13 protein-coding genes and 1 other RNA gene are annotated in these 13,974 nt (G+C 41.7%); 6 read left to right on the top strand and 8 right to left on the bottom strand.

What is annotated here, in order from left to right:
- Positions 1-17: 17 nt before the first annotated feature.
- From AN213_RS20235 to AN213_RS20305, 4 genes are all read right to left on the bottom strand, one after another.
- Positions 18-170 carry a hypothetical protein gene (locus AN213_RS20235; RefSeq protein WP_167350228.1) on the bottom strand — a complete coding sequence of 51 codons (153 nt, stop codon included), beginning with the start codon at positions 168-170 and terminating at the stop codon, positions 18-20.
- Positions 170-1,012 carry a VOC family protein gene (locus AN213_RS01490; protein ID WP_236702875.1) on the bottom strand — a complete coding sequence of 281 codons (843 nt, stop codon included), beginning with the start codon at positions 1,010-1,012 and terminating at the stop codon, positions 170-172. Before AN213_RS01490 ends, AN213_RS20235 begins: the two co-directional genes overlap by 1 nt.
- A gap of 211 nt (positions 1,013-1,223) precedes the next feature.
- Positions 1,224-1,511, bottom strand: a complete 288-nt coding sequence (locus AN213_RS20310; RefSeq protein ID WP_236702874.1) for a response regulator transcription factor — start codon at positions 1,509-1,511, stop codon at positions 1,224-1,226.
- 30 nt (positions 1,512-1,541) lie between these two features.
- Complete coding sequence (locus tag AN213_RS20305) at positions 1,542-1,817, bottom strand: hypothetical protein (RefSeq protein WP_236702873.1); 276 nt, start codon at positions 1,815-1,817, stop codon at positions 1,542-1,544.
- Positions 1,818-2,343: 526 nt separating this feature from the next.
- Here AN213_RS20305 and AN213_RS01480 point away from each other — a divergent pair.
- Positions 2,344-4,566 (top strand): TonB-dependent receptor, encoded by a 2,223-nt coding sequence (locus AN213_RS01480; RefSeq protein WP_055196989.1) that lies wholly within the window; start codon positions 2,344-2,346, stop codon positions 4,564-4,566.
- Between the two features lie 41 nt (positions 4,567-4,607).
- On the opposite strand, the gene AN213_RS01475 is transcribed toward AN213_RS01480, so the two are convergent.
- Entirely contained in the window at positions 4,608-4,976 is a 369-nt protein-coding gene (locus AN213_RS01475; protein WP_054551695.1) for a hypothetical protein, read from the bottom strand.
- Between the two features lie 49 nt (positions 4,977-5,025).
- On the opposite strand from AN213_RS01475, the gene AN213_RS01470 reads away from it, so the two are divergent.
- Both AN213_RS01470 and ggt read left to right on the top strand, forming a co-directional pair.
- Positions 5,026-5,571, top strand: coding sequence for a GNAT family N-acetyltransferase (locus AN213_RS01470; protein ID WP_055196987.1), 546 nt, complete (start codon positions 5,026-5,028; stop codon positions 5,569-5,571).
- Between the two features lie 76 nt (positions 5,572-5,647).
- Positions 5,648-7,306, top strand: a complete 1,659-nt coding sequence (ggt, locus tag AN213_RS01465) for a gamma-glutamyltransferase (RefSeq protein ID WP_055196982.1) — start codon at positions 5,648-5,650, stop codon at positions 7,304-7,306.
- Between the two features lie 57 nt (positions 7,307-7,363).
- On the opposite strand, the gene AN213_RS01460 is transcribed toward ggt, so the two are convergent.
- Entirely contained in the window at positions 7,364-8,566 is a 1,203-nt protein-coding gene (locus tag AN213_RS01460) for an aromatic amino acid transport family protein (protein WP_095209681.1), read from the bottom strand.
- Positions 8,567-8,972: 406 nt separating this feature from the next.
- Here AN213_RS01460 and AN213_RS01455 point away from each other — a divergent pair, with 406 nt between their 5' ends.
- On the top strand, positions 8,973-9,878 hold the full coding sequence (locus AN213_RS01455) for a DMT family transporter (RefSeq protein WP_055196980.1): 906 nt from the start codon (positions 8,973-8,975) through the stop codon (positions 9,876-9,878).
- Positions 9,879-9,899: 21 nt separating this feature from the next.
- Here AN213_RS01455 and AN213_RS01450 read toward each other — a convergent pair whose 3' ends face one another.
- Complete coding sequence (locus tag AN213_RS01450) at positions 9,900-10,778, bottom strand: OmpA family protein (RefSeq protein ID WP_055196978.1); 879 nt, start codon at positions 10,776-10,778, stop codon at positions 9,900-9,902.
- Between the two features lie 216 nt (positions 10,779-10,994).
- Between AN213_RS01450 and rnt the strand changes: the two genes are divergently transcribed.
- Positions 10,995-11,675, top strand: a complete 681-nt coding sequence (gene rnt, locus AN213_RS01445; protein ID WP_054561849.1) for a ribonuclease T — start codon at positions 10,995-10,997, stop codon at positions 11,673-11,675.
- On the opposite strand, the gene AN213_RS01440 is transcribed toward rnt, so the two are convergent.
- A complete protein-coding gene (locus AN213_RS01440; RefSeq protein ID WP_054561848.1) occupies positions 11,659-13,284 on the bottom strand; it encodes a FapA family protein in 1,626 nt (541 codons plus the stop codon). The two genes, rnt and AN213_RS01440, sit on opposite strands and share 17 nt — an antisense overlap.
- Positions 13,285-13,562: 278 nt before the next feature.
- Here AN213_RS01440 and ssrA point away from each other — a divergent pair.
- Positions 13,563-13,921, top strand: a transfer-messenger RNA (tmRNA) gene (gene ssrA, locus AN213_RS20000).
- Positions 13,922-13,974 lie beyond the last annotated feature (53 nt).

Below are 13,974 nucleotides of genomic sequence, written 5' to 3'. Positions count from 1 at the left end.
CAGCGCCCTGAAATTGATTAAAGTGTACCGCCAATGCCAATACTTGGGTTAACGTACACAGGACCTACTTTAAATGGCGCATTAATATCTAGGCTTGCATAGGGGGTGCAGGCATTTAAAGCTAACATTGCAGCCGCAAGAGCAGCTAAGCGAATCATTTTTTTATTCATTACATTTGCTCCTGAATTACAATACCAGCACCCGCTGGATCACGAATAATGGCGACGCTGCCACTTCGTACTTTGTCATTTGGTGCCATTAGAACTATGCCGCCTGCGGCGGTTACTTTTAATAGGGTCGCGTCAACATCGGCTACTTTAATGTAATTCACCCATGTGTTGCCTATCTCGGCATCTGGTTTTTTTACAAAGCCAATCGCAGGTGTGCCATTTAAGGCTAAGTAACTGTAATTGCCGTTATTAAGCGGTTTATTTTGTGCTGAATAATTACCAAGTGATTGGTAAAAGGCTTTGCTCTGCTCAGGGTTATCACTCCATACTTCTTGCCAAATCCAGCCGTTATCGGTTTGATGCGTTTCAGGGTCACCATTAACAGTATTGATCAGTGAAAAAACAGCCCCTTGGGGGTCTTCTAATACAGCAATAGTGCCACGGCCTTTAATTTCGGTACTGCTTACTAAGACTTTACCTCCGGCTTTGATAGTTTTTTCACTGACGGCAGCGATGTCTTTACTACTGATAAGGCTCAGCCAGTGGCTGGCATTTTGCTTATTATCAAGTTCAGCCATGCCTGCAATTAATTTTCCGTCTAAGGATGCCAGCGTATAGCTATCGTTAACGGCTTGAAACTGCCAACCAAATACACTGCCATAAAATGTTTGAGATTGTGCCAAATTGGGTGTAATCAAATCATGCCACACAACGTGACCTGAGTTTTTTGTTCCTGAATCACTGATTGCAGGTAATTCACTTGAGGTAAGCTGGCAACCTGTCAATGAGACCGCTGTGACTGCCATTAAAATTATGGCGCGTAAGGGGGTGAGTACTTTCAAAGTTTGCTCCTTGCAAAATGGGGTCAAGTAAAAGCATAGACCATTATTTGTTTGTTATTCAATCAAAAACGATTTTCCCAAAAGGCAAAGAGTTAAATAATTATTTTGCAAAAATACTTAAAGCTTTGAGCAATGCTGTATAGCGCATGTTATAGGCGCTAGGATGGAAACAGAATTATGAGGCTGTACCAAGTTACAACTTAATTGTAATTTAGCCCGCAAGCTTATTGAGTTTGTCTATATTTCTTTCGCACCACTGCAAGGCTTTTTGTTTGTTTTTAACATTAATTTTTTGGTAAATCTTGTGCAAGTGAACTCGCACCGTCGCTTCGCTAATAAATAAAGTATCGGCGATTTGAGGGCAGGTCGCGCCAGAAGAAAGCAAGTGCAGTACTTTAGATTCTTTAAACGTTAAGTTATTTGATTGAATTTGATTTTTTTGCTCAGTTTCGAGCATTTCTCTCATCCATTTATCGCTCACTGTTCTTGGAAACCACAAGGCTCCCTTTTTAATTTCTTGTAGCCCTTGTTAAAAAATATCAGTCTTGGTGTTTTTGAAAAATAACCCTTTTAGCTTTGGCCAGTCTTTTAATGGCAGCACATCCGCTCTATCAGGCATATTAAAAATTACCAGATGATGATAGCCATGAACCTTCATAAATTCACTTATTAATTCACGGTTGGTTAAAGTGTCTAAAGAGTCGTAATTAAGCAGCAGAGTTTTATCATCATTCGCAATACAGTAGGGAAGAGTCGAAGCAGGTGATACAGAATCAGCCGCGCTTTTATTAAAAAGAAAATCCATATTCACGCCAAAAACTATCGATAAATGATAACAAGTAAATTGTGTTGCTGATTATTACGTTTAAAAAATGAAATTCCAACAGAGGAAAATTTTGCGCACATTTTTGTTTAGTTAGCTTTTGCCAACTTGGCTGCACTTAATTAAACATTACCTGAGCTAGGTACTCTTTGGAAGCTGAGAAATTTCTGAAATTTGTTTCTACTTTATTGAAAAACAACAAAAATAACGTTCGCTTTTTGTTCATTTTAATTGTGTTAACTAGTAAGTTTATAGCGGTAATACAGAGCTAAACATTTATTTTTATTTACTAATTTGCAAAGAATTTAGTAGCTTATAATTCGAAAATACGGAGGTGATGTGGTTTATTTATACAGTTTTTGATAAAAATTAAAATAATTATACATATTTTCACAAAACTAACATATAATACCCCTCCAGAGGAAAGATGCTTATACCTAAGCGTCTTTTTTTATGCCTGAAATTTACGGGTAAAAATACACACACACGGTATCCTTTGGAGTTTTAATTGAAATTACGTCACCTCTCACAGTTAACTGTAGCCATTGTTGCTGCATTATCTACTTCAGCCTTTGCTGAGCAAGAAAAAACCACTGCTAAACAAGATGCTTTTGAAAAAATCGAAGTAACAGCGCGTAAGCGTACAGAAAGCATTTTTGAGTCGCCAACAGCAGTGACATCAATCGGCGAAAACCTGATTGATAAAGCGAACATGAGCAACCTTGAAGACATCGGTAAATACGTACCTAACCTAAACATCACTCGTTATGGTGTAGGTAATGCGGCCCATGCATCTGTATTTATTCGTGGTATTGGTTTACAAGACCACGTGATCACAACTGATCCGGGGGTAGGTGTTTACTTAGACGGTGTTTACCTTGGTCGCCAAATGGGCTCTAACTTATCATTACCAAATGTTGAGCGTGTAGAGGTATTACGTGGTCCACAAGGTACTTTGTACGGTCGTAACACATTAGGTGGTGCAGTAAATATTATTACTAAGCAACCTGGTGATGAAGGCATTGTAACTACAAATGCAAAAGTAGGTAGCCGTGGTCGTTTAGCCGGTGACGTTTACTTTAATAACAGCCTTACTGACACTGTAAGCATGTCTGCAAGCGTGTCTTATAAGCAACGCGATGGTGTAGGCGAAGCAATTAACCTTGCAAACCCAGAAAAAGAAATTGGTGAAGAGCAAGAGTTAAGCGGTCGTATGGCGCTTAAATGGCAAGCAAACAGCGACTTATCTTTTGTGTTCTCAATTGATGGTGTTGATAACGAATCAGGCCAATCACCATACACAATTGAACTAACGGCGCCACTTGACCCGAATGACCCATTCAATGGTGATTTCCCACTACTAACAGAAGACATGTTACCAAGCGATCCTGATGATTTAGCAACAACGGTAGCGGGTATTGAATCGACGGCTTATTCAGGCTGGGGTACTTCACTAACAGCTGACTGGGATATCAATAATACGTATACGGCTAAGTTCATCACCAGCTACCGTAGCTCAGAATACGAAGGGGGTCTTGATGATGACGCTGTTGCCCTTAACTTATCAGAGTTCCCTGAAGAAGGCGGCGCAGATCAATATTCATTCGAAATCCAGTTAAACGGTAGCTTCGATAATATGGACTTTGTGTCTGGCTTATACTTCTTTAATGAAGATGGCTTCACAAGCTCTGGCCCGTTTGTATTTAGCCCATTCAATACACCTGATGGTCTTCTGAATGATGGTACTACAGCGTCTTTTGGTGATTATGGTTACTTTGATATCAACCAAGAAACTAACTCATACGCAGCTTATATCAATGCGAGCTATGACCTAAGCGACGATTTAACTGTAGGCGGTGGTCTACGTTATTCGAAAGATAAAAAAGAAGCCGATGCCTTATTCCCAACGTTTGCGACACGTAAATACGTAAGTGCTGATTTTGATGCAGTAACATGGGATTTAAATGCGTCTTACCAGCTTAGCAATAACATGAACGTGTATGGCCAAATCCAAAAAGGTTATCAAACAGGTGGTTTCCCTCCGCGTCCATTTGGTGGTCCTGATCAATTTGTTTCTTTCGATGAAACAAAAGCAATTAACTATGAGCTTGGCCTAAAAGGTCAAGTACATGAAGATGTATCTATGATGCTTGCTGTGTTTGTTACTGACTACACAGACCTGGCATTACCATTCTCAGATCCAACTGCAGGTGGCGGTTTTGTTACTATCGTAGAAAATGCCGGTGAATCTAAAGCACAAGGTATCGAGCTTGAGACAACAATTGCATTTACTGATGACTTTACGCTACGTAGCGCAATTGGTTACCTAGATTCAGAAATCACAGAAGTAGATGACGGTGTATTAGGTATTGGTAAAGGTGACTCACCAGCACTAACACCACGTTGGACTGTGATGGTCGCACCTTCTTATTTCATTGATTTAAGTAACGGTGGCACAGTGGCAGTAAACGCTAACTATTCATACCGCAGCGATATGCAAGGTCAGTCGGTTTACAACCAAAGTGAACATATTGACTCTCGTGAATTAGTGGGCTTCAACATTTCTTACTTAAACCCGAACGGTGACTTTGAAGTGACTCTTTACGGTGAGAACGTGTTAAACGAAGTATACGATGTAGGTCGCTTACAACAATCTGGTTTTGTTGGCGTAATGCGCAGCAATGACCGCAGTGAATTTGGCTTAAAATTCAAAAAAGAATTTGAGCTTTAATTACTAACAAAAAAGGGCAAGTAAATACTTGCCCTTTCTTTTTAATTATTTTTCTCTTGTTCTCGCTTTTCGCGCGCTTCTCTTAATTCTTCAGCCAGTTCTTTTGCTTTTTGCTTGGTTTTTTCAGACAGCTCACCAGCCGCTTCTTTACTCTCAATCCATGCATCTAAGGCAATTTCTTTACCGTCGTCATACATGCTTAATCCCATCTTTTTACTCTCTTCAAGTAACTCTTGCAGTGAGTCGTCATTAAACTCGTTGGTGGCGTCTTTTACGTCGCTCCAAGCATCATTTAGGGCTTGCTTTACTTCCTCTTTTGCTTCGCTGGCATCTTTCTTGGCTTGTTCTGCGTCATCACAACCCGTTAAGGCAATACAGCCTAATAAAACTAAGCTTGCTAATTTGTTCATATTTTTCTCTAATAGTTAATCAACTATTAAGCAGTATAAGCAATAAAAAATGAATATAGCTAGAACAGCACGATTAAGTTTTCGGTTAATGGATGAAAATGATGCCGAGCTACTTTATGAGCTCGATAACGACCCTGAGGTAATGAAACATTTAACTCGTGGCAAAGTATCCAGTATGCAGACCATTAAAGAGGTGTTTATTCCACGCTTGAATGCCTATAAAAATGAGCAAAAAGGGTGGGGGCTTTGGCAAGTAAACATCATCGAGAGCAATGAATTTATTGGTTGGGTATTAGTCAGGCCTATGGGCTTTTTTGAACAGCCTGATTTTAGTGATTTAGAAATTGGCTGGCGCTTTAAAAAAATGAGCTGGGGCAAAGGCTATGCGTCTGAGGCAGCACTTGCCATTGCTAAAGCCGTAAGCGAGCCAGAAGAAATAAAGTCGCTCAGTGCCACAGCACTTCAAGATAACCTAGGCTCAATAAAGGTGATGGAAAAACTAGGCCTTAAGTTTGTAAAAAACTATACCCATAAAGATGAGCAAGGTGAATTACCTGCAGTACTTTATTCATGTCCTAAAGAGCAGCTAAGCTAAGTTAACCGTAACTAATTGACCTTATGGGTTTCACATGTCTAAATGGTCAAAATAACATCAAGAAAAAGGAAGTACCATGGCAAATTTAGTCAAATACGCGGCACATCTGTTGATCGTTACCGCGATATTCTTTCATCCGTCAAGCTTTGCAAAGCAAGCGGCTGTCGCGATGCCAGATAGTTACAGCAGTGATACGGCGCGGGCTATTTTAGAGCAAGGCGGCAACGCCGTTGATGCGGCAATTGCGGCACAGTTTGTATTAGCGGTTACTTTACCAGAAGCCGGAAACATCGGTGGCGGCGGCTTTATGTTGATCCAAAAAGATGGCAAAGGTGATTTTATTGATTACCGCGAAACAGCCCCTGCTGCAGCTCATCGCGATATGTACCTTGATGATAAAGGCGATGTTATTGATAACATGTCTGTGTACGGTATTCACGCAAGTGGAGTTCCGGGCAGTGTTGCTGGTATGTGGCTTGCCCATCAAAAGCACGGAAGCTTAGAGTGGAAAACACTGCTAGAGCCTGCGGTTAAATTAGCCGATCAGGGCTTTATTGTGCATCCTAAGCTAGCCGCAAGTATCGAGCGTTACATTGCGCGAATGGCCAAAAAATCGGTAAACATTAACTTTGCTGATTACTTTGCTGATGCCAAAGCAAATAAGGTATTTAAACAGCCGGAACTTGCCGCCACACTAAAACGTATTCGTGATCAAGGTAAAGCAGGTTTCTACGAAGGTGAGACAGCGAAGATCATTGCGACGTTTATGAAGCAACACGGCGGTATTATTACTGAGCAAGACTTAAAAGCTTATCAAGCTAAATCGCGTACACCGATTAAAGGTAATTGGCGCGGTTACGAAGTGCTCACATCGCCACCGCCAAGTTCAGGTGGTATTGCTATTTTACAATGGCTAAAAATGTACGACTTGGCAAAGCCAGAAGGAAAGCTTGAGCATAACTCGACCACCTATGTTCATATTTTGGCTGAAGTAGGTAAGCGCGTATTTGCCGACAGAGCTGAATATTTAGGCGACCCAGATTTTTATGAGGTGCCAAAAACAGCTCTACTTGCAGATGATTATCTCGCCAAGCGTGCAAGTACAATCCATCCAGATGCCATTTCAACTACCGAGAACATCAAACCAGGTTTACACGAAAGTGAGCAAACAACGCATTTTTCTATTCTAGATAAGTGGGGTAATGCCGTTGCTAATACCACGACCATCAACTTAAGCTTTGGCAGTGGCGTGGTTGTATCGGGCGCAGGATTTATTTTGAATGATGAAATGGATGACTTTAGTGCCAAGCCAGGTGTGATGAATGTATTTGGTGCAATTGGTGGTAAAGCTAACGAAATTCAACCTCATAAACGTATGTTGAGCTCAATGACACCGACCATTCTACTTCAGGATAATAAAGTTAAAATGGTAACTGGCTCTCCGGGTGGCACCACGATTATTAGCTCTGTGTATGAGTCTATTTTAAATGCGGTTGAATTTGATATGACTGCAGAGCAAGTGGTAGACAGCCCACGTTTTCATCACCAGCTATGGCCTAAAAATGTGATTAGATACCACACAGGTCTTGAACCAAAGGTTGTTAAAGCGCTTGAGAAGATGGGTTATACACTTGATGAACGCCATTTTGGTGATATGCATGTGATCATCAATAAAGACGGTAAATTAGATGCAGCCTCTGAAGCATCTGGCCGTGGTAAAGCAATGGTGTTTTAATTAAGCTTTAAACCAGACAAAAAAAAGCACCCTCGGGTGCTTTTTTTGATGAGCTGTTTAACCAATCGCTGGAATAAGCCCCGCCATTTGTAAACCTTGAGCACTAATAATAAGCACACCAAACAGGGCGGCCAGTGCTAAGCCAATATTACCACCTTTAACTTGGTAACCTGCATCAGGATTGCTGCTTCGTTGCTTATAGACCATAGCAACCGGTAAAAACACCGCTAAAATAACCAGCGCAATGGCGGCGTAGCCAAGTGCCATAATAAACCCTTGTGGATAGAATAGCGCAAAGCCTAGCGGTGGAATAAAGGTGATCAAGGCTGTTTTGATTCGATCTTTACTGCCATCACCTTTTTTGAATGCATCAGCAAAAAAGTCGAATAAACCTAAACTCACCCCTAAGAAAGATGTGGCTAACGCTAAATCAGCAAAAATGTTCACAGCAGTAGCAACATGTGGGCTGTGAGCAATGCTAGCAACACTGCTTACAAATCCAGGTAAGCCTTGGCTTTGCAATAAGTCGTTTTGACTCATTATGCCTTGGCTAAGTAACTGCCAAAAAATGTAAATGACTAAAGGTAGTGCCGCACCTGCCACCATTACTTTACGAAGTGTTTTGATATCTAAACCCACGTATTTCACAATCGATGGAATAGAGCCATGAAAACCAAATGAGGTAAACACCACCGGGATTGCAGATAAAATTAGACCTTGTTCAATCGGCATTTCAAGTAAGTGTTGACCGTTAACATAAGGCGTCAGCATATAAAATAAGCTGGCTAATACACACACTTTAATGGTGAACAGTACGCGGTTAAGTTTATCGACTTTGCTAGTACCTAGTGTCACCACAGTACCAATCACAACAGCCAGAATAACTGAGCCAACTTGCGGCGCTAAAGAAAGCGATAAACCATTGTTGAGCTTTTCTTGTAATTGCGCACCGCCACCTGCGATATAGGCAGCGCATAATGCGTAAAACAAAAACATCACCGAAAAGTTAGCGACCCATTGCCCACGTTTACCCAACCATGACTTAGCTAACGTATTGAGGGTTGCATCTCTGTCGGCATATTGATGGAGCTCTAGCATCAGCAATGCTGTGTAGGTCATTAAAACCCAAGTTAAAAAGATTAGTGATAACGCTGTTGTGAAACCAAGCCCTGCGGAGGCGATAGGCAATGCCAGCATCCCTGCACCTATGGTGGTGCCAGCAACAATTAACATGCTACCTATTGTTGTATTTTTAAGCACTTTTTGCCCCTTAAACTTCGTGAGAGGCAAGCAAGATATAACTTGTTTAACAAAACTTAAATAGTTTTGTTATAAATCAAAGAAATTAAATGTAACCTATGATTTACATGTGCAAACAGGCTGTTGAAATCAGCAAATAACTTTTTGCCAAATAGCATGAGTATTCGTGTTGACAAAATCACCATTTAGGCGGATTCTTAAGCTTCTTCAACTTACTTTATTAAATACCATGATGCAGCTAAACCAACGACCAACAAACAATTGTATGCGCCTGACCTCATCAGTCGTATGGTCTGTTATGTGCTGCGGTTAATTAAGTAAGTTTTACTAACCGCGTTCTAAGCGGTTGGTTATTTCCCTTTTAAATTCTCTTCCGCTTTTTTCGCCTTTTTAAAGGAATAAGCTTGTGCCTGTTAAAGCCTCATATTTTTTAATGGTGGTGATTTGGTCAACAACACCACTGGGTATTGTTTGGAGTAGTGAAACGGTAGCGCCGACTCTGGCTGTGTTTTTACGCATGCTGGTGGGGCTGGTGTTGGCTTCGTTTGTCGTTGCTGTTGCCAATATCCGAGTGCCATGGCATCGCCGTGCTTTATTCCTTTATGGCTATTCAAGCATAGGTATTTTTGGCGGCATGTTATTAAGTTACATGGCCGCTAAAACAGTGCCTTCTGGGTTAATATCATTAATGTTTGGCCTTGCACCAATTTTATCGGGCTTACTTGCGCAAAATATTTTGAGCGAACCTAAGTTTAGCGCCATTAAGCTTGGCGCACTTGGCTGTGCTTTAATCGGTTTATTTTTAGTAAGCCAACGCCATATTCAAGGTGGGGTAGAGCAGCTTAGTGGTCTGTTATATGTATTTATGGCGGTGTGCTTTTTTAGTTTGAGCGGTGTGATGATCAAACGGGTAAGAATTGCTATTCATCCAATGGCCACCACATTTGGTGCGTTGGTTTTTGTAACCCCACTGTTTTTTATTACTTGGTTGCTTGTAGATGGCCAACTAAATAGCCAGATGTGGAGTGCAAAATCACTGTACTCAATTGTTTACTTAGGCGTGTTTGGTTCATTAATTGGTGCGCTGGCGTATTTTCATGTATTGCAAAAGTTGAACGCCAGCACGGTCGCATTAACAACCCTGATCACACCAAGTTTTGCAATCGCGATTGGTGGTTTACTTAATGATGAGCCCATTGACCAAGCACTGATTGTTGGCGCGACCATCATTATGATTAGCCTCGCATTTTTTCAGTTTGGCGATAAGTGGCTAAAGCGCTTTAAAGGCGTGGAGTCGGTAGAAATGAGTTAAGGTTAGTAGCCGCTGCAGCGGCTACATTTTTGCAATTTGAATGACTAAACGACGGTTTTTGTTTCGGTCTAAAATGTTGTCGTTGCTAGCAACATGGCGCTTTTCACCGTAACCATCGGTATCTACTTTGCTTTCATCGACCCCTAAGCTAACAATGTAATCCTTAATCGCTTTAGCGCGTTTCTTTGATAATTCGAGGTTGTTCCAGCGACCACCGTAGCTGTCGGTGTAAGATGATATTGAAATAGACTCAATATTGGTGTCGTACTTTAAGTATTCGCCAATTTTGTCTAAGCGTTTTTGTGATGATTTAGTCAGCTTGCTGGTATTAGGCTCATAGTTCATCACTGTGAACGAAATATCTTCAAAGCTGTAAGGCAGCATTGCATCTCGGCACTGTAAAAACGCCCAATAGGCTTGCTTAAAGTTGACACTCGATAAACCAACGGCAATTTTATCGGCACTGTTTTGCCAGTCTTGGTAATAAAATGTCGGTTGGTAACCTTTTTCAAGTTCGGTCAGCATTTCCCAAGCAGTTTTGTTGCCAAGCTCGCCGTCAAATTTGCGTAATAGTTTCATATTCGCTAAGTCTCGAGCAGGCATACCTGCACGCCAACTAGGTGGTACGGCTTTTAGACCAGCAATACTGTACTTGTCTGGGCGTACGACCATATCAAGGTTAAAGTTTACGTCTTTATTTTTACTGGCAGTGGTGCTGAAAATTGCTTCACCATAGTAAGGAACTTCATGATTTAATTGGCATTCTAAGCGAGATGTTTTAACCATTTGCCAGTTCGACATATCAGCATTAGCGGTATACTCACGCATGGCTGCATGCGCATTTATACTTGCAACTGAGGTTAATAGGCCTAGGCTTAAAGGAAGTAATGAAAGCTTCATCACGGTAATTCTCCAACAAATCATCAATGCCAAATAATTGGCAATTTTTGTGTTTAATTGCATCAGCATACTAAACACAGGGCTAGCTGATTAATATAAAGCAAGTAATGTGCCTAAAAACTCAGTAAGAATCTGCGATTTCACACTATTTACTCTAGCAGAGTAGCCGTGGTTTTTGACATAATAGCCAGCTTACACTGGCAAACCAAGAAGACTATGGAAAATACTGAACAAACTCTTTTCGCAAAACGCTTTCGTGGCTTTTTTCCTGTTGTGATTGATGTTGAAACCGCAGGTTTTAATAAAGAAACCGATGCGTTATTAGAAATTGCTGCATCTGTACTGAAAATGGATGACGACGGCGTGTTAAGTATTGATCATACTGTGCATTTTCATGTTGAGCCATTTGAAGGCGCGAATATTGAACAAGCGGCCATTGAGTTTAATGGTATTGATCCATTCTCTGCGCTGCGTGGTGCGGTGCCTGAAGAAGAAGCGATTAAAGAAATCTGTAAAGTCGTGCGCAAGGCACAAAAAGCAGCGGGTTGTCAGCGTTCAGTGGTAGTAGCACATAATGCAGCGTTTGATCACGGCTTTTTAAATGCCGCCATTGAGCGTTGTAAAATTAAGCGCACGCCATTTCATCCATTTGTTAGTTTTGATACCACATCATTGGCAGGTCTTGCACTTGGGCAAACAGTATTAGCTAAAGCGTGTAGGGCGGCAGGTATTGAGTTTGATAATAAGCAAGCTCACTCAGCATTATATGATACCGAGCGTACTGCAGAACTGTTTTGTTTAATCGTTAATCGCTGGCAACAACTCGGCGGTTGGCCATTGCCTGAAACTGAAGCAAGTGAAGAAGAGCAAGACTCAGCCGTTAAAACGACTGAGTGATCTTACCTTCAAAAAAACGCACCATGTTAGGAGGGTAAATACGTGAAAACTGTTTACTCTCTTGCGCTATCTTAAGCTCCACCCCTGGATGCATTAATTCATTCACTTTTAAGCGGCTTGTTGCCAATAAGCGCGCAATCTTAATTTTCACTAAGTGTTTCTTTTTCCTAGTATTGGCCGTTTTAATTTTAATCTGCTGTTCGCTGGCAGTAATCTTTTTAATATAATGCGCCCGTTGAGCTGGGTCGGGTATTTTATTGGCCTTTTTGCGAGCTTGTTGTAAGGCAGCTGCTTTTGTCGCTAATAACTTTTCAAAGTCATTAATTTGCTGCTGCTTTTGGCGTAAATCATGCCAGTACTGAGCAATGAAAACCCGTGTTTTAGTGCCTGATGGCGCACCAAGCTCGCCAGTTTCAATTCGCATCGCATCTAAAATATTGCCACCAATAATTTTGCCTCGCGGGTTATTGGCTTTGCCGACTCGAATAAGGCGGCGAGCGCTTAAATCACAATGTAAAGCTTGGCGTTCAATGAATAAATCTTGCTCTGTTTTTATATGGCAGTACTGAGCATAACCCACTGAGATAGTGCGCGAAGCCGTGATGTTACAGGTAAAGTTTTCGACGTTTTCACGTTTTCTGCCAACAGCCCCAAGCATGACGGTGACTTCACTTTTACTTTCAATTGTGGCTGATTCAACAAAGCCTAATACAGTGATATCCCCCGTGGCTTTGACGCGCATACCATCTTTTACATCACCACTAATAATAACACTGCCATCAAATTCGACATGGCCCGTACTCACATCTACATGATGAAAGCACAATACGTCGTCAACGCGCATACCGCGGGGTAGGGCAACAGGCACCCCCTTCGCATCGGCAATCAACATATCGCTATTATTAGGGTCAATACGCGTTCCTTCGAATGGCTCAAGGGGTAAGTCTTTACCGGGCTTAGCTGGCATCACATCACCAAACACAGTAAAGCCATCTTCACCGGGTGTTGCAGGAACTCGTTGCATTAATGGTGTACCCGGCTTAACGGTAATAATGGCACCTAAATTACGCATGTCGACTTTACCGCCAGAGGTCGCTTGCGGGCTAAGAACGCGGTCTTGTGCTGTAGAGCATAAGCGTACAAATTTAGCATCAGTGCCTTCTTTAGGCATTCTGCCATGGGCAACAATTGCGGTGTAATGGGCGCCCGGTGGTTGCTTAAATTGTTGGCCTAAAAAGGTATCAAGGGCACGTAAACTAATGCCTTTAATCACTCCCGCCTCTGCAAGCACCTCTTGCGCCATATCCATGCTAACAATTTTACCGCCACGGGCTGTTGTTAAGCTTGCTTCAACCACCATGTTTTTAGCATCGACTTTTACTTCAAGGTGAGCATCAACGGCTTTAGCAACCACTAAAGATTGGTTTTGATATTGGCTGCTAGGTATAAACAACTTACCTATATTGGCATCAATATATTCGTAGCAGGCATAAGCAGACTGCTCAAGTAATTCAATTAGTTGAGAACTTGTAGTAGGAAAACCCGCATCTCGAGGATGCTCACACAAAGTGACATAGCCGCTTTGTTCATCGAATGAAAACATCGACATCTGAAAAGCCCTGTAAAAAACTGCCTGTTATTATAGTTATGTGTTGTTACAGGTTATTTTTGAAGAAGGGTAACAACGTTTCCTATTTCAGCACAACTTTTGTACTATGTTAAGATAATGTATGCATTAAATGTAAAAATATGTATAAAAACTGATTTTTCTTGCTGGAAAATTCAGCATTCAAAGGCACTTAGCAAAAATTTCCTGATTAATGCCTTGAGTATGAATAGGCTACTCAGTTATACTGCACGAACACTCTGAATGAGATACCAAATTCAGGGGCTGATTAGGATTCGACGGAATTCAAGACGCCCGAGGTGCATGTCGAGGTGCGGTTGGCCTCGTAAAAAAGCCGCAATTTAAAGTAATCGCAAACGACGATAACTACGCTCTAGCGGCATAATAGCCCGCTAGCACTTCTCCGGTGTATGTCTGTGGACCCGGTTCTGAAGTGTCACCCTACACGGACTCGCTACGGAAACCCTGGCCGGGGTTGAAGGGCTAAAACTAAGCGGCCTCGCCTTTGCAGATCGTGTTCGTCCGAGCTGTATAAGGTTAACTAAAAGACGATACTAAGCATGTAGTACCAAAGGTCGAGGCTTTTCGGACGGGGGTTCAAATCCCCCCAGCTCCACCACTTTAAAACCCACCAAGCCCCCACTACACGGGGCTTGGAAGGGGTTTTCACTA

This window comes from Pseudoalteromonas sp. P1-8 (assembly GCF_001399985.1).
Classification (GTDB): domain Bacteria; phylum Pseudomonadota; class Gammaproteobacteria; order Enterobacterales; family Alteromonadaceae; genus Pseudoalteromonas.
Note: the sequence above shows the minus strand (reverse complement) of the source record. Positions and strands in the feature narration are given on the sequence as shown.

Excerpts from the sequence above, each read along its gene's own strand:
- rnt (WP_054561849.1), top strand. The coding sequence starts at position 10,995 with ATGGAAAATACTGAACAAACTCTTTTCGCAAAACGCTTTCGTGGCTTT.
- AN213_RS01450 (WP_055196978.1), bottom strand. The coding sequence starts at position 10,778 with ATGAAGCTTTCATTACTTCCTTTAAGCCTAGGCCTATTAACCTCAGTT.
- AN213_RS20305 (WP_236702873.1), bottom strand. The coding sequence starts at position 1,817 with ATGGATTTTCTTTTTAATAAAAGCGCGGCTGATTCTGTATCACCTGCT.
- AN213_RS01475 (WP_054551695.1), bottom strand. The coding sequence starts at position 4,976 with ATGAACAAATTAGCAAGCTTAGTTTTATTAGGCTGTATTGCCTTAACG.
- AN213_RS20235 (WP_167350228.1), bottom strand. The coding sequence starts at position 170 with ATGAATAAAAAAATGATTCGCTTAGCTGCTCTTGCGGCTGCAATGTTA.
- AN213_RS01440 (WP_054561848.1), bottom strand. The coding sequence starts at position 13,284 with ATGTCGATGTTTTCATTCGATGAACAAAGCGGCTATGTCACTTTGTGT.
- ggt (WP_055196982.1), top strand. The coding sequence starts at position 5,648 with ATGGCAAATTTAGTCAAATACGCGGCACATCTGTTGATCGTTACCGCG.
- AN213_RS01470 (WP_055196987.1), top strand. The coding sequence starts at position 5,026 with ATGAATATAGCTAGAACAGCACGATTAAGTTTTCGGTTAATGGATGAA.